The sequence below is a fragment of the Pseudomonas sp. XP2 genome (assembly GCF_053557975.1).
On record NZ_JBNRIK010000025.1, the window covers coordinates 60,043 to 80,458 of the forward strand.

Annotated in this window: 16 protein-coding genes; 4 read left to right on the top strand and 12 right to left on the bottom strand. The window is 63.6% G+C overall.

Translation table 11 applies throughout. From position 1 onward, the window contains the following. Positions 1–37: 37 nt before the first annotated feature. A complete protein-coding gene (gene plsB / locus ACK1VC_RS22665; RefSeq protein WP_016485192.1) occupies positions 38–2,524 on the bottom strand; it encodes a glycerol-3-phosphate 1-O-acyltransferase PlsB in 2,487 nt (828 codons plus the stop codon). 232 nt (positions 2,525–2,756) lie between these two features. Between plsB and ACK1VC_RS22670 the strand changes: the two genes are divergently transcribed. Continuing rightward, positions 2,757–2,966, top strand: coding sequence for a cold-shock protein (locus tag ACK1VC_RS22670; protein ID WP_003252255.1), 210 nt, complete (start codon positions 2,757–2,759; stop codon positions 2,964–2,966). Between the two features lie 122 nt (positions 2,967–3,088). Here ACK1VC_RS22670 and ACK1VC_RS22675 read toward each other — a convergent pair whose 3' ends face one another. From ACK1VC_RS22675 to ACK1VC_RS22690, 4 genes are all read right to left on the bottom strand, one after another. Continuing rightward, the gene (locus ACK1VC_RS22675; RefSeq protein ID WP_016485193.1) at positions 3,089–3,466 is read right to left on the bottom strand and encodes a hypothetical protein; all 378 of its coding nucleotides are present in this window, start codon (positions 3,464–3,466) and stop codon (positions 3,089–3,091) included. A gap of 17 nt (positions 3,467–3,483) precedes the next feature. Next, positions 3,484–4,296, bottom strand: coding sequence for a putative RNA methyltransferase (locus tag ACK1VC_RS22680; RefSeq protein WP_016485194.1), 813 nt, complete (start codon positions 4,294–4,296; stop codon positions 3,484–3,486). Beyond that, positions 4,296–5,447: a succinyl-diaminopimelate desuccinylase gene (dapE, locus tag ACK1VC_RS22685; protein ID WP_016485195.1), complete on the bottom strand. Its 1,152-nt coding sequence runs from the start codon at positions 5,445–5,447 to the stop codon at positions 4,296–4,298. The genes ACK1VC_RS22680 and dapE overlap by 1 nt, the downstream gene beginning before the upstream one ends. A gap of 201 nt (positions 5,448–5,648) precedes the next feature. Next, a complete protein-coding gene (locus ACK1VC_RS22690) occupies positions 5,649–8,240 on the bottom strand; it encodes a glycosyltransferase (RefSeq protein ID WP_060517537.1) in 2,592 nt (863 codons plus the stop codon). Positions 8,241–8,359: 119 nt separating this feature from the next. Between ACK1VC_RS22690 and tcdA the strand changes: the two genes are divergently transcribed. After that, positions 8,360–9,169, top strand: coding sequence for a tRNA cyclic N6-threonylcarbamoyladenosine(37) synthase TcdA (gene tcdA, locus ACK1VC_RS22695; RefSeq protein WP_161775553.1), 810 nt, complete (start codon positions 8,360–8,362; stop codon positions 9,167–9,169). Positions 9,170–9,329: 160 nt separating this feature from the next. Here tcdA and ACK1VC_RS22700 read toward each other — a convergent pair whose 3' ends face one another. The 4 genes from ACK1VC_RS22700 to ACK1VC_RS22715 form a co-directional block, all read right to left on the bottom strand. After that, a complete protein-coding gene (locus tag ACK1VC_RS22700; RefSeq protein ID WP_016485198.1) occupies positions 9,330–9,740 on the bottom strand; it encodes a SufE family protein in 411 nt (136 codons plus the stop codon). Continuing rightward, complete coding sequence (locus ACK1VC_RS22705; RefSeq protein WP_191087331.1) at positions 9,737–10,942, bottom strand: cysteine desulfurase; 1,206 nt, start codon at positions 10,940–10,942, stop codon at positions 9,737–9,739. The genes ACK1VC_RS22700 and ACK1VC_RS22705 overlap by 4 nt, the downstream gene beginning before the upstream one ends. A 77-nt stretch (positions 10,943–11,019) precedes the next feature. Continuing rightward, the gene (dapD, locus tag ACK1VC_RS22710) at positions 11,020–12,054 is read right to left on the bottom strand and encodes a 2,3,4,5-tetrahydropyridine-2,6-dicarboxylate N-succinyltransferase (RefSeq protein WP_191087332.1); all 1,035 of its coding nucleotides are present in this window, start codon (positions 12,052–12,054) and stop codon (positions 11,020–11,022) included. A gap of 31 nt (positions 12,055–12,085) precedes the next feature. Further along, positions 12,086–12,433, bottom strand: a complete 348-nt coding sequence (locus ACK1VC_RS22715; RefSeq protein WP_031311924.1) for an ArsC family reductase — start codon at positions 12,431–12,433, stop codon at positions 12,086–12,088. Between the two features lie 333 nt (positions 12,434–12,766). On the opposite strand from ACK1VC_RS22715, the gene ACK1VC_RS22720 reads away from it, so the two are divergent. Then, positions 12,767–14,413: a Na+/H+ antiporter gene (locus ACK1VC_RS22720; RefSeq protein WP_023047678.1), complete on the top strand. Its 1,647-nt coding sequence runs from the start codon at positions 12,767–12,769 to the stop codon at positions 14,411–14,413. Between the two features lie 119 nt (positions 14,414–14,532). Here the strand turns inward: ACK1VC_RS22720 and dapC are convergent, their stop codons facing one another. The 3 genes from dapC to map are packed head-to-tail and all read right to left on the bottom strand — an operon-like array spanning position 14,533 to position 19,286. Further along, positions 14,533–15,729 (bottom strand): succinyldiaminopimelate transaminase, encoded by a 1,197-nt coding sequence (dapC, locus tag ACK1VC_RS22725; protein WP_016485204.1) that lies wholly within the window; start codon positions 15,727–15,729, stop codon positions 14,533–14,535. 30 nt (positions 15,730–15,759) lie between these two features. Beyond that, positions 15,760–18,462 carry a [protein-PII] uridylyltransferase gene (locus ACK1VC_RS22730; protein WP_016485205.1) on the bottom strand — a complete coding sequence of 901 codons (2,703 nt, stop codon included), beginning with the start codon at positions 18,460–18,462 and terminating at the stop codon, positions 15,760–15,762. Between the two features lie 41 nt (positions 18,463–18,503). Further along, positions 18,504–19,286, bottom strand: coding sequence for a type I methionyl aminopeptidase (gene map / locus ACK1VC_RS22735; protein ID WP_016485206.1), 783 nt, complete (start codon positions 19,284–19,286; stop codon positions 18,504–18,506). A 345-nt stretch (positions 19,287–19,631) separates the two neighbouring features. Between map and rpsB the strand changes: the two genes are divergently transcribed. After that, on the top strand, positions 19,632–20,369 hold the full coding sequence (gene rpsB, locus ACK1VC_RS22740; protein WP_016485207.1) for a 30S ribosomal protein S2: 738 nt from the start codon (positions 19,632–19,634) through the stop codon (positions 20,367–20,369). Positions 20,370–20,416: the final 47 nt, after the last annotated feature.

Here is a 20,416-nt window from a genome sequence, read left to right on the forward strand (position 1 = left end):
CCAGGGACTTTAGCGGATTTTCCCCCGTGATGAACCGTCAGAGGGTCGAAGTTTCCAGGCCGTCGTCACGGTGCAGGGCCACCTGGCGGATCGACAGCCGCAGTTCGGCCGACAGCACACGCTTGGCCACGCCCTCGGCCAGCTCGCCGAGCTTGTCGTGATAACCCAGCTTGCCTTGCCCGTCGGCATGCAGCACGCCTTGCTGGAGCAGGGTCTGGATGAAGTGGCGGAACAGCGTCTTGTCGAAAAACTCTGGGGCATTCAGGCCATGCAGGATCGACAGGCGCTGGGCCATCATCACGCACAGGTCTTCCAGCCCTTCGGCGCTGAGGCTGTTCTGTCCGCTGTTGAGCAGCAGCGAGGTGGCCATGTAGAAGCGCTGCAAGGTCTGGGTGATGGTGCGGGCGAGCAGGGTCAGTAGCACGAACTGCCGCGAACTGGGCGCCGGGCGTACGTATACGTCGTTGTCCTGGCGTAGCAGGCCTTGTTCAACCAGCGCGGCCAGCCATTGGTCGATCACCTCGTCCAGTTGCTCTGGCGTCCAGCGCAGGAACAGTTCGGCCTGCAGGTACGGGTACAACGCGTGCACATACTGGCCCAGCAGTTCGCGGCTCATGCGCGAGCTGCTGAGGAAGAAGCTGGCCAGCAGCGCCGGCAGGGCGAAAATGTGCAGCACGTTGTTGCGGTAATAGGTCATCAGTACCGCATTGCCTTCATCCAGGTAGAGGATGCGGCCCAGGGCGTCCTTCTGCTCGGCCACCAGGTTCATGCTGCGCACGTGCTCGATCAGTGCCTGGCCGTCGCCGTCCGGCAGGGTGGTGTGCGGCGAGTACGGCACCTGGCGCAGCAAGGCCAGGTACAGGTCGAGCACACGGGTCAGGGCGCGTTCGTCCAGGGCCAGGCGGCTGGTGGACAGCAGCGCCAGGGCCACCAGGTTGACCGGGTTGATGGCGGCCGCCTCGTTGAGGTGACGGGCCACGGTTTCGCCCAGGCGGGTGGTGGCGTCGTTGAGCCAGGCCGGGCGGTACTGGGGGCCGTGATCCTGTTCACGCCAGCCGGGCTGTTGCTCATCGAGGAACCCGGCCAGGCGGATCGGTTCGCCGAAGTTGACGTAGACCTGGCCAAAGCGCTGCTTGAGCGCGCCAAACACCTTGAAGATGTCGAACACCGACTCCTTCTTTTTGCTGGCACCGCGCAACTCGCCCAGGTAGGTGCGGCCTTCGAGCACGCGCTCGTAGCCGATGTACACCGGCACGAACACCACCGGCGTGCGCGACGAGCGCAGGAAGCTGCGCAAGGTAATGGCCAGCATCCCGGTACGCGGCTGCAGCATGCGCCCGGTACGCGAGCGGCCACCTTCGACGAAGTACTCGACCGGAAAACCTTTGGTGTACAGAGTATGCAGGTACTCGTTGAACACGGCGGTGTACAGCGGGTTGCCCTTGAACGTGCGGCGCATGAAGAAGGCACCGCCACGGCGCAGCAGGTTACCCACCACCGGCATGTTGAGGTTGATGCCTGCCGCCACGTGCGGCGGGGTAAGGCCGTTGCGGAACAGCAGGTACGACAACAGCAGGTAATCGATGTGGCTGCGGTGGCACGGCACGTAGATCACTTCGTGGCCGGGAGCTATGCCCTGAACCTGTTCGATATGGTTGACCTTGATGCCGTCGTAGATCTTGTTCCAGAACCAGCTGAGCACCACTTCGAGAAAGCGGATGACCGTGTAGGTGTAGTCCGAGGCGATCTCGTTGCCATAACGCAGTGCCTGGGCTTCGGCCTTGGCCAACGGCAGGTTCTCGCGTTGGGCCTCGTCGGCGATGGCCTGGCGCACCTGCGGGGCATGGATCAGGCCTTTGACCAGGTTGCGCCGGTGCGAGATGTCCGGGCCGATGACGGCGGTCTTGAGGTTGCGAAAATGCACGCGCATCAGGCGCTGGGCCATGCGCACGGTGCGCTCGTGGCCCTTGTTGTGCTGCACCAGTTCGCGCAGGTGGATGGGGGCGGAGAACTGCACCCGGGTCTTGCGCCCCAGGATCAGCACGGTCAGCAGCCGGCGCAGGCGCCCGGTCACCGCCCAGCTGTCGGCGAACAACAGCTTCCATGGGCTGGATTCGCTGGCCGGGGTCTGCCCCCAGAACACGCTGACCGGAATGATCTGCGCATCTTCTTCGGCATGCTGGCTGACGGCAGCTACCAGGCGCTCAAGTGTGGGCGGGGCGCCGCTTTTGTCCTGGCGGCCGAGCCAGTCAGGGTCGGGGGTCAGGTAGAAGAACCCGGCCGGCTCCTGCAGTTGGCCGACCGCCACCGGCAGCACCGGGCGCGGCAGCCCCGCCTTGGTGCACTCGTGGTCGAGCACGGCCAGGTCGGTGAGCGCGGGCGAGGGCAGCGCATAGAACACCGGCCGGCTGCGGTCGAGGTTGAGGGTCATGGAAGACTGGTTGATGGTCTCGGAGCGCACCCACAGGTACAACAGGCGACGCAGGGCGCCGAAGATCAGGCGGCGCAGGGGGGAACGGGTCATGGGGTGTGTGCCCTGGGTGTGATTTTCAGGTGAGTATCCAGCTATTTAGTCTGCCGTATCGGCGTAAGTTCAGCAAAAATCGGCCAACTGCGGGACCGTCATCAATTTTTTTTGTTCTGTGTCATATACTCGGCCTGCCACTTGCAGGATATTTCAGCAAGCGGCGTTGGCACGGGGCCGTGAGCTCGTGCCTGCAAGGCGATCTTCACAATAAAAATCCGGAGTAGTTCAGATGTCGTCTCGTGAGACTGGGAATGTAAAGTGGTTCAACGATGCCAAGGGTTATGGCTTCATTCAGCGCGAAGGTGGTGCGGATGTGTTCGTCCACTATCGGGCGATCCGCGGTGAGGGGCATCGTACCCTGGTCGAAGGGCAGCGGGTGGAATACGCCTGCGTGCAGGGCCAGAAAGGCCTGCAAGCCGAAGACGTAGTAGGGCTCTGAGCCTCTAGTTTCAAGCCGTGGGAGCGGGCTTGCCCGCGAAGCAGGCGACACGGTGGCTGCCACGGGCATGGCCCGTGTTCGCGGGCAAGCCCACTCCTACAGAAACGAGCAACGCTGTATTTTCATGTTGTGCGCCAGGTGATTTCCTCTTCACCGTCGGCGCTTATGCGCACCCAGCGGTCGGCATCTTCTTCACCGTCTTCCTCTACCCAGCCACCCGGCGCGCAACGCACTTCCACACCCAGTGCGGCAAATGCAGCGCGGGCGCAAGCGACATCATCGGCCCATGGCGTCTGGTCGCTTTCCAGGTACAGGCTGTTCCATTTCCCTACAGCCTTGGGTAACCAGGTGACCGGAATGTTACCGGCCTTGCATTTGAATGTCTGGCCTTTCTGCTGCCAGTCGCTGCATGGGCCAATCGCCTGAGCGAGCCACTGGGCAATCTGCTTGTGGTCGACGTCGGCGTCCTTCAGGTAAATCTCGATATCTGGTTGGCGCATAAGGGCTCCGGGTGTGCTCAGTCTTGGCGCACGAAATAGTCATAACGCATGGAAACCGTAACCTCGAACGGCTCGGGCTGGTCGATCACCCGGGCGCGTTTTTCGGCGCTGGCGCGCCAGCCGTGCGGGGTCATGGCGAGCAGGTCGGCGCGCGCCTTGGGCACGGCCAGGTTCAAGCGGAACTCGAGGGTTTCGCTATGGGCGTGGGCCATGCCTTCGGGGACGAGGGCCAGGTGCTTGTCGTCGGCGTAAGGGCGTACTTCATCGTAGAGCACCTCACGCAACTCCATCAGGTGGCCGCTGGTCGGGCCGACCCGCATCAGGCCGCCGCCGGGGCTGAGCAGGCGCTTGGCTTCGGCCCAGTCCAGCGGGCTGAACACGCTGGCGATGAACTGGCAACTGGCGTCCGCCAGCGGCACCCGGGCCATGCTGGCGACCATCCAGGTGACCTGTGGCGCGCGGCGGCAGGCACGCTTGACCGCCTCGCGGGAGATGTCCAGGGCATAGCCCTCGGCAGCTGGCAGCGCCTGGGCGAGCAGCGCCGTGTAGTAGCCCTCGCCGCAGCCGATGTCCAGCCAGGCGCCGGGCCGGCGCTCGGCGGCAAGCTCGGCCAGCCGGTGGGCGACAGGGGCGTAGTGGCCCGCGTCGAGAAAGTCGCGGCGGGCCTCGACCATGGCCTGGTTGTCACCCGGGTCGCGGCTGTTCTTGTGCTGCACCGGCAGCAGGTTCAGGTAACCTTGGCGCGCTCGGTCGAAGCGGTGACCGGCCGGGCACATCACACTGTTGTCGAGCCGGCTCAGCGGCGCCTGGCAAAGAGGGCAGGCGAGCATCAGGCGAGCAACCGAACCAGGGTCTGGTAGTAGATTTCGGTCAGCAGGTCGAGGTCGCTGGCCAGAATCCGCTCGTCCACCTGGTGAATGGTGGCGTTGACCGGGCCAAGCTCGACCACCTGGGTACCCATGGTGGCGATGAAGCGGCCATCGGAGGTACCCCCGCTGGTAGACGGCTGGGTGTCGCGGCCGGTGACGCCCTTGATGCTGTGTGCCACCGCGTCGAGCAGTTCGCCTGGTTCAGTGAGGAACGGCAGGCCTGAAAGCGCCCAGTCGATCGACCAGTCCAGTTCATGCTTGTCGAGAATCGCCGACACTCGCGCCTGCAGGCCTTCGACGGTCGACTCGGTGGAGAAGCGGAAGTTGAACAGCGCGGTCAGCTCGCCCGGTACCACGTTGGTGGCGCCGGTGCCGGAATTGAGGTTGGAGATCTGGAAGCTGGTCGGCGGGAAGAACGCGTTGCCTTCGTCCCAGTGCTCGGCTGCCAGTTCCGCCAAGGCCGGGGCGGCCAGGTGGATCGGGTTGCGTGCCAGGTGCGGGTAGGCCACGTGGCCCTGCTTGCCGCGCACGGTCAGCTTGGCACCCAGCGAACCACGGCGGCCGTTCTTGACCACGTCACCCAGCAGGGTGGTGCTGGAGGGTTCGCCGACGATGCACCAGTCCAGGCGTTCGTTGCGTGCTTTGAGGCGCTCGACCACTGCCTTGGTGCCGTGGTGGGCCGGGCCTTCCTCGTCGCTGGTGATCAGGAAGGCGACCTTGCCGCGGTGGTTCGGGTAGTCGTGCACGAAGCGCTCGCTGGCGATCACCATGGAGGCCAGGCTGCCTTTCATGTCGGCGGCGCCACGGCCGCAGAGCATGCCGTCAGCGTCGATCAGCGCTTCGAACGGTTCGTGCTGCCATTGCTGCACCGGGCCGGTGGGCACCACGTCGGTGTGGCCGGCAAAGCACAGCACCGGGCCGTCCTGGCTGCCGTGGGTGGCCCAGAAGTTGTCTACGTCTTCAATGCGCATCGGCTCGAGCGCGAAGCCCACGGCGCCCAGGCGCTTCATCATCTGCGCCTGGCAGTCGGCGTCGACAGGGGTGACCGAGGGGCGACGGATCAGGTCGCAGGCCAGTTGAAGGGTAGGCGAGAGCTCGGCAGGGGCCGTCATGGGGGACTCCGGGGCAAGGCAAGGCGGGGAAATCTGAGGGGCGTTATCTTATATCAAACCGATGTGGCAGTGGGGCCGCGTTGCGGCCCATTCGCGGCACAAGGCCGCTCCCACAGGTCATGCACATGCCTGATGGGCTGCGGTCATCCTTGTGGGAGCGGCCTTGTGCCGCGAATGGGCTGCAAAGCAGCCCCGGCAATCTCACGCCTGCTGCGCTTCGGCAGCCTTCTCCACTGGCTTGGGCAGCGAAGACAGCAACGCCATCACCAGCGCTGCCACATAAGGCAACGACTGCACCAGCAACATCGCCACCCAGAAGCGCATGTCCGAACTCGGCAGCCCTTGCACCAGGTAGATACCCAACGCCGCGCCCCACAGCAGCAACATGATGAACAGCTCTTCGCGCGCTTCGGAAAGTGCCACCAACAGCCCATGGCTGTCGGCATTCTTGGGCGTGCGGAAAAACGGCATGCTGCTGGTGAAAAAGCCGTAAAGCACCGCCTTGGCAATGGTATGCGACAGCGCCAGGCCGGCCAGCGCTGCGGCGAAGGCGTCCTTGAGGTTGACCCCCACCGCACGGCGGTAAAGGAAAATGATCTTGCCGACCTTGAAGAAGAACAGCGCCAGCGGCGGGATGGCGAAGATCATCAGCGGCGGGTCGACGCGGTGCGGCACGATGATCATTGCCGCTGACCACAGCAGCGCACCGATGGTAAAGAAGATATTCATGCCGTCGGCGACCCACGGCAGCCAGCCGGCCAGGAAGTGGTAGCGCTGGCCACGGGTCAGCTCGCTGCCCTTGCCGCGCAACAGGGCACTGGCGTGGTGTTTGATGATCTGAATGGCGCCGTAGGCCCAGCGGAAGCGCTGCTTCTTGAAATCGATGAAGGTGTCAGGCATCAGGCCCTTGCCGTAGCTGTTGTGGGCGTAGGCGGCCGACAGGCCTTTCTCGAACACGCGCAGGCCCAGCTCGGCGTCCTCGCAGATGCACCATTCGGCCCAGCCCAGCTCTTCCAGTACCGTGCGCCGGGTCATGGTCATGGTGCCGTGCTGGATGATTGCGTCACGGTCGTTGCGGGTGACCATGCCGATGTGGAAGAAGCCCTTGTACTCGCTGTAGCACAGCTTCTTGAAGGCGCTTTCGTGCTGGTCGCGGTAGTCCTGCGGCGACTGCACCACGGCAATTTTCGGGTCGGCGAAGTGCGGCACCATGTGCTTGAGCCAGTTGCGGTCGACGCAGTAGTCCGAGTCGATCACCGCAATCACCTCAGCGTCCTTGGCCGTGTGCGGGATCAGGTAGTTGAGCGCGCCGCCCTTGAAGCCGGCCAGTGGCGCGACGTGGAAAAACTTGAAGCGCTCGCCGAGCTTCTCGCAGTGAGCCTTCAGCGGCTCCCACACGGCCGGGTCCTTGGTGTTGTTGTCGATCACCAGCACTTCGTAGTCGGGGTAGTCCAGCGCGGCCAGGGCGTCGAGGGTCTGCTTCACCATCTCAGGTGGCTCGTTGTAGCACGGCACATGCACCGATACCTTGGGCCGGTAGGCGCTGTCGGCCTGTACCGGCAGGAACTCGCGTCGGCGCTTGTGTATCCATACGGCCTCGGCCAGTTCATGGGCCTCGGTAAGCAGCACGATGAACACGCCCAGCGCGCCAAGAGCAAGCAGTACGCCCACGGTCAGGCTGAACCAGGTGCTGTACTGCTGGCTGTAGTCGTAGGCAATCCACACCAGTACCGACCCGCACAAAAAGGTGATGAAGGTCAGGAATGTGCGGCCGCGCTGGCGCAGGGCCGAGCCGTCGATGAACAGCACCATCAGCGCAATCATCGCCAGCACCACCGAGGCCACCGCCAGGGCTCGCCACTGCGGGATCGCCACCACGGGCCCATCGAAGTTGAATTTTTGCTGACGCTCGGCGTTGTACACGCCCCAATAGGCGCCTACCGAGCCTTCGTCGCTAGCCTTCCACGGCTGGTCATAGGCTTCGATGACAAAGTAGTTGTAGCCACGGCGGTTGAGGGTATTGACCAAGGTGCGCAGGTAGATGGCCTGGTCGGCCTGGCTGGCATCGGCACCACCGCGCATGCGGCCGTTGCTCGGCCAGCCGACCTCGGACAACAGCAGGGGTTTGCGCGGAAACTGGTGCTTCAGCTCCCGGGCGCGGTCGAGCACGAACTCGACCGAATCCTTCATCGGGACGAATTCCCAGTAGGGCAGGATGTGCGCGGCAATCAGGTCGACGTGCTTGGCGATCTCCGGGTTTTCCTTCCAGATGTGCCATTGTTCACTGGTGGTCACCGGTACCTTGACGGCTGCGCGTACCCGGTCCAGGTATTTGATCAGGTTTTCCGGGGTGACTTCTTCACGGAACAGCGCCTCGTTGCCGACCACTACCCGCACCACGCTGCGCGAGGTGTTGGCCAACTGGATGGCCGTGGCGATTTCGCGCTCGTTGCGTTCCAGGTCCGGGCTGATCCAGATCCCCAGCGTCACCCGCAAGCCAAACTCCTCGGCCAGGCGCGGGATGTCGGCCTGGGTGCCCTCCACGGTATAGATTCGGATGCTGTCGGTCAGTTTGCTCAACTGCTCCAGGTCCTGGCGCATCTCGTCGTCAGTGGGGTACTGGCCCTTCTGCGGGCTTTCACCCAGGCGGAACGGCGAATACGAAAAGCCAGAGATCTGTTCTGGCCAGGCAGGGGCGGAGACCGGGCGGTTGATCAGTGCCCAGAACCCGGTGAACAACGCGGCGATGGCCAGCACCACAACCAGGTTCAGGCCGAATTTACGTGAAGACATTGTCGTCCATTTGTGTCGAAGTGATAGGACATTAAAGCAGGGTTAGTAGTCTCTTTCCTAACGATGCAGGCCATGGGCCCGCTGGCATATAATGCGCGCCGGTTTTTTGGGGTATGAACATGAGCACAGAAGATCCACGCTTCGCCGGCGTTGCCCGGCTGTATGGCGACCAGGGGCTGCAGCGCCTGGGGCAGGCCCATGTGGCTGTGGTCGGTATTGGCGGGGTAGGGTCCTGGGTGGCTGAAGCGCTGGCCCGCAGCGGCGTGGGCGAAATCAGCCTGTTTGACCTGGACGACGTCTGCGTCAGCAACACCAACCGCCAGGCCCATGCCCTGGAAGGCCAGGTGGGGCGGCCCAAGGTCGACGTCATGGCTGAACGCTTGCGTGCGATCAACCCGGCATGCACGGTGCATGCGGTAGCGGACTTCGTTACCCGTGAAACCATGGCCGAGCATATCCACGAGCACCTGGACTGTGTGATCGACTGCATCGACAGCGTCATGGCCAAGGCGGCGTTGATTGCCTGGTGCCGGCGGCGAAAGATTGCCATCGTTACCACGGGTGGCGCTGGTGGGCAGATCGACCCGACCCAGATCCAGATCGCCGACCTGAACAAGACCTTCAACGACCCACTGGCCTCGCGGGTGCGCTCCACCTTGCGCCGCGATTACAACTTCTCGCGCAATGTCAGCCGCAACTATGGTGTGCCGTGCGTGTTCTCCAGCGAACAGCTGCGTTATCCCAAGGGTGATGGCAGCGTTTGCCTGCAAAAAAGCTTTGTAGGGGAGGGGGTAAGGCTGGACTGCTCGGGTGGCTTTGGTGCAGTGATGATGGTGACCGCGACCTTTGGCATGGTGGCGGCGAGCAAGGCGATCGAGAAATTGGTGGCGGGTGCGCGGCGGCCTTCGGAGCGGATCAAGCCTGAGTAATCATTCACAGGCCACCTCGCTCCTTGTAGGAGCGGCCTTGTGCCGCGAAAGGGGCGCGTAGCGGCCCCATTTCAGCCTCTCCACGAAGATGGCTGGGGCCGCTGTGCGGCCCTTTCGCGGCACAAGGCCGCTCCTACAGGGAGCAGCGTATGCCTTGGATTCAGTGGTTGGACGCCAACTCCGCCATTCGCTGCAACACCGCATGCAGCCCATTGCTGCGTGACGGGGACAGCTGGCGCTCTAGCCCCAGTTGGGTGAACCACTCGCGCAGATCAAGCCTGGCCAGCTCTTCACTGGTCAACCCCTGCACCCGCACCAGCAACAACGCCAGCAGCCCGCGCAACAAGCGTGCATCGCTGCTGGCCTTGAACCGCCACTGCCCATCGACGAGTTCGGCCATCAGCCACACCAGGCTTTCGCAGCCATGCACCCGGTTGGCTTCGGTCTTGTCAGTCTCGGCCAGCGGCTCCAGGCGGTCGCCCCACTGCATCAGCAGCCGGGCGCGCTGTTCCCAGCCCTTGCCCTGTTCAAACGCTTCCAGCGCCTGGCGCGCCTGTTCCGGCATGCTCATCGCAGCAACTCCAGGCCCTGATCAAGCGCAGCGAAGAAGCGCTGCAAGTCGTCGCTGTCGTTGTACAAGCCCAGCGATACACGGATTGCGCCCTCCAGCCCCAGCCCTTGCAAGAGCGGCATGGCGCAGTGGTGTCCGGCACGCACGGCTATCCCTTGCTCGGTGAGCAGGTGGGCGATATCTGCGTTGTGCACGCCCTCGATGACGAAGCTGGCCAGCGCCGCCTGCGGTGCCCCCAATACCCGCACGCCCTCACGGTCAGCCAGGCCGCGCAGCAGGCGCTGGTGCAGGCTGGTTTCGTGGGCTTCGACAGCCTGGACGTCGAGGCTGGCCAAATAATCCAGGGTCGCCCCCAGGCCTATCACCCCGGCGATTGGCGGCGTACCCGCCTCGAACCCCAGCGGTGCAGGGCGAAAGCTGGCGCTCTGGTACTCGGCCAGTTGCACCATCTCGCCACCGAACTGCCAATGGCGCAGCAGCTCCAGCGCCCGAGTGTGGCCGTACAGCACGCCAATCCCATCCGGGCCGTACAACTTGTGGCTGGAGAACACATAGAAGTCGCAGCCCAGTTGCTGCACATCGTGGCGACCATGCACCACGCCCTGGGCACCGTCGACCACGGTCAGCGCGCCTTGTGCGCGGGCATGGGAAAGCAGGGCCGGCAGCGGTTGCCAGGTACCCAGTACGTTGGACAGCTGGCTGACGGCGAGCACCCGGGTGCGCGGGCCTATCAGTTGCAGTGCCTGGTTCAGGTCGATGCGGCCAAAGGCATCCAGCGGCAGTATCACCAGGCGCAGGTTGCGCCGGCGTGCCAGCTGTTGCCAGGGCAGCAGGTTGGCATGGTGCTCCAGCGCGCTGATGGCAATTTCGTCACCGGCTTCGAAGCGGTGCTCAAGGCCGTAGGCCAGCAGGTTCAAGGCCGAGGTGGCACCGTGGGTGAACACGATCTGCCGTGAGTCCGCAGCATTCAACCAGGCGGCGACCTTGTCTCGGCTGGTTTCGAAAGCCTGGGTCGCCAGTGCACCGGGCAGGTGCTGGGCACGGTGTACGTTGGCCGCGCCATGGCTGTAGTAATGGCTCAAGGCATCGATCAGGGCTTGCGGCTTTTGGGTGGTAGCGGCGCTGTCCAGGTAGGTCTGGTGCTGCCGTTGCAGGGCGGCGATGGCGGGGAAGTCGGCACGCCAGGGGGAGGGCTGGAACATGTTCACGGGGCCTGGAATGAAAATCGGGTCTGGCGTGGTGCCAGACCCGATCTTAACATTTCAAACGCCAAGCATGCTCAGTTGTGAGCGTGCAGCGCCTCGTTCAGCTCGATGGCCGACTTGTGGGTCTTGCATTCTACCGCGCCATTCAGCGAGTTGCGGCGGAACAGCAGGTCGGTCTGGCCGGCCAGGTCGCGGGCCTTGACCACCTTGACCAGCTCGTTGTTCTCGTCCAGCAGGTTCACCTTGGTGCCAGCGGTGATGTACAGGCCGGCTTCAACGGTGTTGCGGTCGCCCAGCGGAATGCCGATACCAGCGTTGGCGCCGATCAGGCAGCCTTCGCCCACCTTGATGACGATGTTGCCGCCACCGGACAGGGTACCCATGGTCGAGCAACCGCCGCCCAGGTCGGAACCTTTGCCAACGAATACGCCGGCGGACACGCGGCCTTCGATCATGCCCGGGCCTTCGGTGCCCGCGTTAAAGTTGACGAAGCCTTCGTGCATGATGGTGGTGCCTTCGCCGATGTAGGCGCCCAGGCGCACACGGGCGGTATCGGCGATGCGCACGCCGGCCGGGACCACGTAGTCGGTCATCTTCGGGAACTTGTCCACCGAGAACACTTCCAGCAGCTCGCCCTTCAGGCGCGCTTCCAGTTGCAGCTCGGCCAGTTCGGCCAGGTCGACCGCGCCCTGGTTGGTCCAGGCTACGTTCGGCAGCAGCGGGAAGATGCCAGCCAGGCTCAGGCCGTGTGGCTTGACCAGGCGGTGCGACAACAGGTGCAGCTTGAGGTAGGCCTCTGGGGTGGAGGTCAGGGCAGCGTCTTCGGCCAGCAGGGTAGCGACCAGCGGCTTGTGGCTTTCGGCCAGGCGGATCAGCAGGGCGGCCTGGGCCGCATCCACGCCTTTCAGGGCTTCGGCCAATTTCAAGGCCTGGCCGTTGCTGAAGGCGATGGCCTGGTTGCCACCTTCGTAACCGAGAACAGGGGCTACAGCGGCAACCAGCTCGGCGCTCGGGTTGAGCAGCGGTTGCGCGTAGAACACTTCCAGCCAGGCGCCCTGGCGGTTCTGGGAGCCGACACCGAAGGCCAGGCTGAACAGGGTATTGGACATGTGATTACCTCGTGCGAAATAGGGTGGGGGCTCAGGCCAGGGCAGCGGCGTACAGGTCCGGCTTGAAGCCGACCAGGGTGCGCGCGCCAAGGTCCAGCACCGGGCGTTTGATCATCGACGGCTGGGCCAGCATCAGCTCGACGGCCTTGGCCTGGTCGAGGTCTGCCTTGCTGGCGTCGTCCAGCTTGCGGAAGGTGGTGCCGGCACGGTTGAGGATGACTTCCCAGCCGTGTTCGTCGCACCAGCGGTTCAGGCGGTCGCGGTCGATGCCTTGGGTCTTGTAATCGTGAAATTCGTAGGCGATGGCTTTGTCTTCGAGCCAGGTACGCGCTTTTTTCATGGTGTCACAGGCTTTGATGCCGTAGAGCGTGTAGGTCATTGTGTACATTGGGGTTACAAGTCGCCCCAATCTCTCCGTCTTTCGATGTCAGTCGCGGGATTATGCGGGAACGAAACAGTGAGCGCCACGGGTGTACTTGCCTTGAGCCTTGCAGCGCCCATGAGATCGAGCGCCGCGCGGGCGGTGCTCGATCTCATGGGCGCTGCAAGAATCAAGGCCTGCACCTTCTGAAGTATCATCATGTTACATATTCCGCCGTCACCTGCGACTATCGTGCAGCGGCCCCGAACCGTCGGTCGCCGCTAACATATTGTTTCAATGGCGATGGTTCGCCTTGCTACCGTTTCTGGTTCACAAAGGAAGCTTTCCCGGATGCAGTCCGCCTACACCGTCCTCATCCTGCTGACGCTGGTCAGCCTGTCGAAGCTGGTCGGCCGCATGATCCCGCTGCCCTTGCCGCTGGTGCAGATCGCTGCCGGTGCCTTGCTGGCCCTGCCGACACTGGGGCTGCATGTGGCCCTGGACCCCGAGTTGTTCCTGTTCCTGTTCTTGCCGCCCCTGCTCTTTGCCGACGGTTGGCGCATCCCCAAGCGTGAGTTGTGGCGCATTCGCGGGCCAGTGGTGGCGCTGGCCGTAGGGTTGGTGCTGTTCACTGTGGTCGGGGCCGGCTATTTCATTCACTGGCTGCTGCCGAGCATCCCCCTGCCGGTGGCTTTCGCCTTGGCGGCGGTGCTGTCGCCGACCGATGCCGTGGCGGTTTCGGCCATCGCCCAGGACCGCCTGCCCACCCCGCTGATGCACATGCTGCAGGGGGAGGCCCTGATGAACGATGCATCGGGCCTGGTGACCTTCAAGTTCGCCCTTGCGGCGGCGATCACCGGGGTGTTTTCGCTGGCCGATGCCAGCTTCAGCTTTGTGCTGGTCGCGCTTGGCGGTCTGGCGGTGGGGGTGGGCCTGAGCTGGCTGGTCGGCCGCCTGCGCGCCTGGATGATCGCCCGCGGCTGGGACGACCCGGCCACCCACGTGGTGTTCATGCTGCTGCTGCCGTTCGCGGCCTACGTGCTGGCCGAGCGCCTGGGCGTTTCGGGCATCCTTTCGGCGGTAGCGGCCGGCATGATGCAAAGCTGGCTCGACCTGCTGCCACGCCAGACCAGCACCCGCCTGCTTAACCGGAGCGTCTGGTCGTTGCTGGAGTTCGCCTTCAATGGCCTGATCTTCCTGCTGTTGGGCCTGCAGTTGCCAGACATCATCAAGGCGGTGGTCAGCCACGAAGCCACCGTGTGGCCGACCCTGGCCTACCGCTGCCTGGACGTGGTGGCGATCTTTGCTGCACTGATCCTGCTGCGGTTCATCTGGGTGCAGAGCATCTGGCGGTCGATCGGCGTGGTGCGCCGCTGGCGCGGCAAACCGGCGCTGGTGCTGATGCCTACGGCGCGCTCCTGCTGGCTGCTGACCTTGGGCGGTGTGCGCGGGGCGGTGACCCTGGCGGGTGTGATGTCGGTGCCGTTGCTGATGGGGGCGGGCAAGGCCTTCCCTGAGCGTGATTTGCTGATTTTCATTGCCGCCGGGGTGATCCTGCTATCGTTGATCAGCGCCTGCATCGCGCTGCCGATATTGCTGCGCGGGGTGACCAAGAGCCCGGACGAACGCTTGCACCAGGAGGTGCAGGAAGCCTGGCGGCGCACGGCCGAGGCAGCGATTCATGCCCTGGAAGCAGAGGAGGTGATCGACGCCAATGCCCCGCAAGATGCTGCGCAGGCGACCCTGGCGACCGAGCTGAAGGCACGGTTGATGGCTGAGTATCGGGATGAACTGGACAGCTACAACGACAGTGCCGAGGCCAAGGCCCTGGCCGAACAGATGGACTTGCTGGAGCGGCGTTTGCGCTTGCGTGCGCTGAGGGCGCAGCGGCTGGAGCTGTATAACCTGCATCGCCAGCACCAGGTGGGCGATGAGGTGGTGCGGCAGGTGCTTGGGGAGCTGGATATGAGTGAGGCCAACCTGGGGCAGGTCAAGTAGATCTCCTTGTTGCCATTCGCGGGACAAGCCCGCTCCCACAGGTCCTCCATTTGAGGTTGCTGGAGGCCTGTGGGCGCGGGCTTGTCCCGCGAATGGGGCGCACAGCGCCCCCAGCTCAATTAGCGGTTTTGCAGGAAGGCACGAATCCGCTCTGCCGCCTCGATGCACTCGGCCAGCGGTGCAACCAGCGCCATGCGTACGCGCCCGGCGCCTGGGTTCACACCCTCCACTTCACGCGACAGGTACGAGCCTGGTACCACGGTCACATGCTGGGCTTCGAACAGGTCGCGGGTGAATTCGGCATCGCAGCCCGGCACCTTGGCCCACAGGTAGAAGCTGCCATCCGGGCGCTGCACGTCCAGCACCGGCTGCAGGATGTCCAGCACGGCATCGTATTTGGCGCGGTACTGGTCGCGGTTCTCGCGCACATGCGCCTCGTCCTGCCACGCGGCAATGCTGGCCAGCTGGGTTTGCACCGGCATGGCACAGCCGTGGTAGGTGCGGTACAGCAGGAACGGCTTGATGATTTTGGCGTCGCCAGCCACAAAGCCCGAACGCAGGCCCGGCAGGTTGGAGCGCTTGGACAGGCTATGGAACACCACGCAGCGGGCAAAATCACTACGGCCAAGCTCGGCGCAGGCGGTCAGCAGGCCCGGTGGTGGCGCATCTTCGTCGAAGTACAGCTCGCTGTAGCACTCGTCGGCGGCGATCACGAAGTCGTGTTCGTCAGCCAGGGCAATCAGCTTTTTCAGGGTGTCCATCGGCACCAATGCACCGGTGGGGTTGCCCGGCGAGCACAGGAACAGGATCTGGCAGCGCTTCCACACGTCCGCCGTTACGGCATCGAAATCGGGGTTGAAACCGTTGCTTTCCAGGCAGGGCAGGTAGTGCGGTGTTGCCCCGGCCAGCAGTGCTGCGCCTTCGTAGATCTGGTAGAACGGGTTTGGGCTGATTACCAGGCCGTCATCTGCACGGTTGACCACCGCCTGGGTGAAGGCAAACAGCGCTTCACGGGTGCCATTGACCGGCAGGATGTGCTGCTCGGCATCCAGCCAGCCGGCCGGCACACCAAAACGCTGCTCGCACCACTGGCCGATGGCCTGGCGCAGGGCCGGCACGCCGATGGTGCTGGGGTACACCGCCAGCTTGTCAAGGTTGTCGGCCATGGCCTGGGCCACGAACGCCGGCGATTCGTGCTTCGGCTCACCGATCGACAGGGCGATGGCGCGTTTGTCCGCCGCAGGCTTCACGCTGCCCAGCAGGGCGCGGAGCTTTTCGAACGGGTAGGGCTGAAGCTGGGTCAAGGCATGGTTCATCGGCGCAAGGTCTCGTCAATCGTCTAATCGTTAAATGGTCACGCGGGTCGGGCTGGTGTCGCTACCTTGGCCGGCTTGTAGCTGCTGCACGATGGCCTCCTGCAGGCGGCTGCACAGCTGCGGGTCGGACAGCGGCTGGTTGTCGGCATCAGTGATGAAGAACACGTCTTCCACCCGTTCGCCCAGAGTGGCGATCTTGGCGTTCTGCAGCGACAGGTCGAACTCCAGGAAAATGCGCCCCAGCCGGGCCAGCAGGCCCGGGCGGTCGGGTGCGGTGATTTCGAGGATGGTCACTGGCCGCTGGGCATCGTTGAGGATGGTCACCTGCGGCGGGAAGTCGAAGTGCTTGAGCTGGCGCGGCACCCGGCGCTGGATGATGGTCGGGTAGTCTTCGGGGTTGCGCAGCGCTTCGGTCAGGCCATCGCGAATCTGCTTGACCCGCTGCGGGTTGTCGCCGATCGAGCCGCCGTCGTTGTCCAGCACAATGTAGGTGTCGAGGGTGAACTGGCTGCTCGACGTGATGATCCGCGCGTCATGGATGTTCAGGTTCAGCTGCGACATGGCCGCCACCGTCACGGCAAAGAAATCGTGCTGATCGGGGGCGTAGATGAAGATCTGCGTGCCGCCTTCGAACTCCCGCTGGGTGGTTTCCTTGATCAGCACCAGCGGCCCGCCATCAGCCGGTTGCTGCAGGATCGCATCCGTATGCCAGGCTACGTCGGCGGCGGTGTGCTTGAGGAAGTAGTCATCACCCAGTTGCGACCACAGCTGCTCGACGTCGTCCGGGTCGGTACCCTCGCGCACCAGAATATCCAGTGCTGAGGACTGCGTCTGGCGGATCTGCTCTTCGCGGTCCAGCGGGTTTTCCAGGCCGCGGCGCAGGGCGCGCTTGGTCTCGCTGTAGAGCTGGCGCAACAGACTGGCCCGCCACGAGTTCCACAGGCTGGGGTTGGTGGCATTGATGTCGGCCACGGTCAGCACGTACAGGTAGTCCAGGCGCGTCTCGTCGCCCACGTGCAGGGCAAAGTCGTTGATTACCTGCGGGTCGGACAAGTCCTTGCGCTGGGCTGTGGTCGACATCACCAGGTGGTTCTGCACCAGCCAGACGATCAACCGGCTGTCCCAGGCCGGCAACTGGTGTCGCTCGCAGAACTTCTTCGCATCCACCGCGCCCAGCTCGGAATGGTCGCCCTGGCGACCTTTGCCGATGTCGTGGTAAAGGCCGGCAAGGTAGATCAGCTCGGGCTTGGGCAGGCGCCCCATCAGCTTGCTGGCCAGCGGGAATTTCTCGGACACCGGTGTGTACTGCAGCTTGCGCAGGTGCTTGATGAGGTTGAGGGTGTGTGCATCGACCGTATAGATGTGGAACAGGTCATGCTGCATCTGCCCGACGATCAGGCCGAACTCCGGCAGGTAGCGGCCAAGGATGCCGTAGCGGTTCATCCGCCGCAGGTTGCGGTGGATGCCGATTTCGCACTTGAACAGCTCGATGAACAGGCTGGTGTTGCGGATATCGGTGCGGAAAGTGTCGTCGATCAGGTGGCGGTGCTCACGCAGCAGGCGCACCGTATCGGCGCGCACGCCCTTGATTTCCGGGTGCTGGGCCATCAGCACGAAGATTTCCAGCATGGCGAACGGTGTGCGCTTGAACACGTTCGGGTGGGTGGCCTCGATATAGCCGTCGTGCAGGCGAAAGCGTGCATTCAGCGGTTGGGTGGTGCCGCTGTCTTCGTCGGCGAGGATGACCTCTTCGAAGTGCTGGATGATCAGGTCGCACAGCTGGCTGATGCTCATCACCACCCGGTAGTACTGCTGCATGAACTGCTCGATTGCCCGCTTGGGGTTGTCGTCGCTGTACCCAAGCAGCGCGGCGAGGCTGCGCTGGTGGTCGAACAGCAGGCGGTCCTCGGCGCGACCGGCCAGCATGTGCAGGGCGTAACGTACCTTCCACAGAAAATCCTGGGACGAGGCCAGCAGTTCGTTCTCGCTTTCCAGCAAGAAACCCTCGCCGGCCAGCGCGTGCAGGTTCAGGGTGCCGTACTGGCGGCGGGCCACCCACAGTACCGTCTGGATGTCGCGCAGGCCGCCTGGCGAGCCCTTGACGTTAGGTTCGAGGTTGTACTCGGTGTCGTTGTACTTATGGTGACGGGCCTTGAGTTCGGCGCGTTTGGCCAGGAAGAAGTCTTTGCTCGGCCACATGTGCGCGGTGCTGGTCACCTCCAGCATGCGCTGGCGCAGGGCCTCGGGGCCGGCGATGGTACGGCTTTCCATCAGGTTGGTAATCACCGTCAGGTCCGCGCGGGCCTGTTCGGCGCACTCGTCGACGGTGCGCACGCTCTGGCCCACTTCCAGGCCGATGTCCCACAGCAGGGTGAGAAAGCGTTCGATGGCGTCGCGGTATTGTTCGTGCTCGGCGGCGCCCAGCAAAATCAGCAGGTCGATGTCTGAATGCGGGTGCAGCTCACCGCGCCCGTAGCCACCCACCGCGACCAGGGCGATGCCATTCTGGTCGCCCCAGTCGAACTGGTTCCACGCCTGTTGCAGGATATTGTCGACGAGCCAGGCGCGGGCTTCGATCAGTGGACGGATATCGTCGCCACTGCGGAAACGCTTGTCGAGCACCTCGCCGGCCTGGCGGATGGCTTTCTTGAAGGCGGCGATGGGGCTCGCCTTGAGGGCCAGTTCCGCCTGGAACTGGCCGCGGTCGAACAGCTCGGGGTCCACCTGGGGCATCGCGTCACGTTCCTGTCGTCGGGTGGCCTGTGGGAGTGCGGTCAGGCCGAGGTGCGCGGGATGGTGTCGTCCTTGCGCAGGGTGAAGATCTCATAACCGGTCGCGGTCACCACCAGGGTGTGTTCCCACTGGGCCGAGAGCTTGCGGTCCTTGGTGATGGCGGTCCAGCCGTCGCCCAGCACCTTGGTGTCGGCCTTGCCCTGGTTGATCATCGGCTCGATGGTGAAGGTCATGCCTTCTTTAAGCTCCATGCCGGTGCCGGCGCGGCCGTAGTGCAGGATCTGCGGTTCTTCGTGGAACACCTTGCCGATGCCGTGGCCGCAGAACTCGCGTACCACCGAGAAGCCGTTCTTTTCCGCGTGCTTCTGGATCACTTCGCCGATATCGCCCAGGCGGCAGCCCGGCTTGACCAGCTCGATGGCCTTGTACATGCACTCCTGGGTAACCTTGGACAGGCGCTCGGCCCACACCGGCACGTTGCCCACGTGGAACATGCGGCTGGTATCGCCGTGGTAGCCGTCCTTGATCACGGTGACGTCGATGTTGAGCGTGTCACCGTCCTTGAGCGGCTTGTCGTTGGGGATGCCGTGGCAGACCACATGGTTGATCGAGGTGCAGATCGACTTCGGGTAGCCCTTGTAGTTGAGCGGCGCCGGGATGGCCTGCTGGACGTTGACGATATAGTCGTGGCACAAGCGGTCGAGCTCTTCGGTGGTAACACCGGGCTTGACGTGCTCCTCGATCATTTCCAGCACCTCGGCGGCCAGGCGGCCGGCGATGCGCATCTTCTCGATGTCTTCTGCGGTCTTGATGTTGACGGTCATTACAGGCTCTCTACGGCGCCGCACGCGGCGCGAACAAACGGGAAAGGCCGGATTCTAGCAGAGCAGGGCGGCATTCTGTCGGGATAAAGGCGGCCATGCTGCTGTCTACAGGAGGCATTCTGGCCTGTTTGGCGGGGCGCTGCAAAAACCGCTGACAGACGCAACCTCATTCGGGTTTCGTTCGCTGGCGGTCTGTGGTATAACATGCGCCGCTTTCGGGGACGACCCCGTAAGCCTAAACCCACACACGTGTCGACACGATGACCTGGGTGCCCCGGATTCTCGAATTTGCGGGTTGGTCATTGGGACGCGTGGAGGCCCAACCCGACTTACCAAGGAACTATCATGTCCCAAGTCAATATGCGCGATATGCTGAAGGCCGGTGTGCACTTCGGCCACCAGACCCGTTACTGGAATCCGAAAATGGGCAAGTACATTTTCGGCGCGCGTAACAAGATCCACATCATCAACCTGGAAAAAACCCTGCCAATGTTCAACGACGCCCTGGCGTTCGTAGAGCGTCTGGCTCAGGGCAAGAACAAGATCATGTTCGTCGGCACCAAGCGTTCCGCCGGCAAGATCGTCGCCGAGCAAGCTGCTCGTGCCGGTTCGCCATACGTTGACCACCGCTGGTTGGGCGGCATGCTGACCAACTACAAGACCATCCGCGCTTCGATCAAGCGTCTGCGCGACCTGGAAGCCCAGGCCGAAGACGGCACCTTTGCCAAGCTGACCAAGAAAGAAGCCCTGATGCGTTCGCGCGATCTGGAAAAGCTGGACCGCAGCCTGGGTGGTATCAAGGACATGGGCGGTCTGCCTGATGCCCTGTTCGTGATCGACGTTGACCACGAGCGCATTGCTATCACCGAAGCTAACAAGCTGGGCATCCCGGTTATCGGCGTTGTCGATACCAACAGCAGCCCGGAAGGTGTTGACTACATCATCCCAGGCAACGACGACGCCATCCGCGCCATCGAGCTGTACATGACTTCGATGGCTGACGCCATCATCCGCGGCCGCAACAACGTTGCTGGCGGCACCGAAGTCTATGTTGAAGAAGCGGCTGCACCTGCTGCTGAGTAATAGGCGCTAGCGTCTACTTGGCACGCAAAAAGGGGGCTTTGCCCCCT

Bases quoted from the DNA above. Each gene is read 5' to 3' on its own strand.
- map (WP_016485206.1), bottom strand. From the start codon at position 19,286: ATGACCGTCAACATCAAGACCGCAGAAGACATCGAGAAGATGCGCATC.
- ACK1VC_RS22730 (WP_016485205.1), bottom strand. From the start codon at position 18,462: ATGCCCCAGGTGGACCCCGAGCTGTTCGACCGCGGCCAGTTCCAGGCG.
- tcdA (WP_161775553.1), top strand. From the start codon at position 8,360: ATGAGCACAGAAGATCCACGCTTCGCCGGCGTTGCCCGGCTGTATGGC.
- dapE (WP_016485195.1), bottom strand. From the start codon at position 5,447: ATGACGGCCCCTGCCGAGCTCTCGCCTACCCTTCAACTGGCCTGCGAC.
- ACK1VC_RS22670 (WP_003252255.1), top strand. From the start codon at position 2,757: ATGTCGTCTCGTGAGACTGGGAATGTAAAGTGGTTCAACGATGCCAAG.
- dapD (WP_191087332.1), bottom strand. From the start codon at position 12,054: ATGTCCAATACCCTGTTCAGCCTGGCCTTCGGTGTCGGCTCCCAGAAC.
- ACK1VC_RS22705 (WP_191087331.1), bottom strand. From the start codon at position 10,942: ATGTTCCAGCCCTCCCCCTGGCGTGCCGACTTCCCCGCCATCGCCGCC.
- ACK1VC_RS22680 (WP_016485194.1), bottom strand. From the start codon at position 4,296: ATGCTCGCCTGCCCTCTTTGCCAGGCGCCGCTGAGCCGGCTCGACAAC.
- ACK1VC_RS22675 (WP_016485193.1), bottom strand. From the start codon at position 3,466: ATGCGCCAACCAGATATCGAGATTTACCTGAAGGACGCCGACGTCGAC.
- ACK1VC_RS22720 (WP_023047678.1), top strand. From the start codon at position 12,767: ATGCAGTCCGCCTACACCGTCCTCATCCTGCTGACGCTGGTCAGCCTG.
- dapC (WP_016485204.1), bottom strand. From the start codon at position 15,729: ATGAACCATGCCTTGACCCAGCTTCAGCCCTACCCGTTCGAAAAGCTC.
- rpsB (WP_016485207.1), top strand. From the start codon at position 19,632: ATGTCCCAAGTCAATATGCGCGATATGCTGAAGGCCGGTGTGCACTTC.
- ACK1VC_RS22715 (WP_031311924.1), bottom strand. From the start codon at position 12,433: ATGACCTACACGCTCTACGGCATCAAAGCCTGTGACACCATGAAAAAA.
- ACK1VC_RS22700 (WP_016485198.1), bottom strand. From the start codon at position 9,740: ATGAGCATGCCGGAACAGGCGCGCCAGGCGCTGGAAGCGTTTGAACAG.
- plsB (WP_016485192.1), bottom strand. From the start codon at position 2,524: ATGACCCGTTCCCCCCTGCGCCGCCTGATCTTCGGCGCCCTGCGTCGC.
- ACK1VC_RS22690 (WP_060517537.1), bottom strand. From the start codon at position 8,240: ATGTCTTCACGTAAATTCGGCCTGAACCTGGTTGTGGTGCTGGCCATC.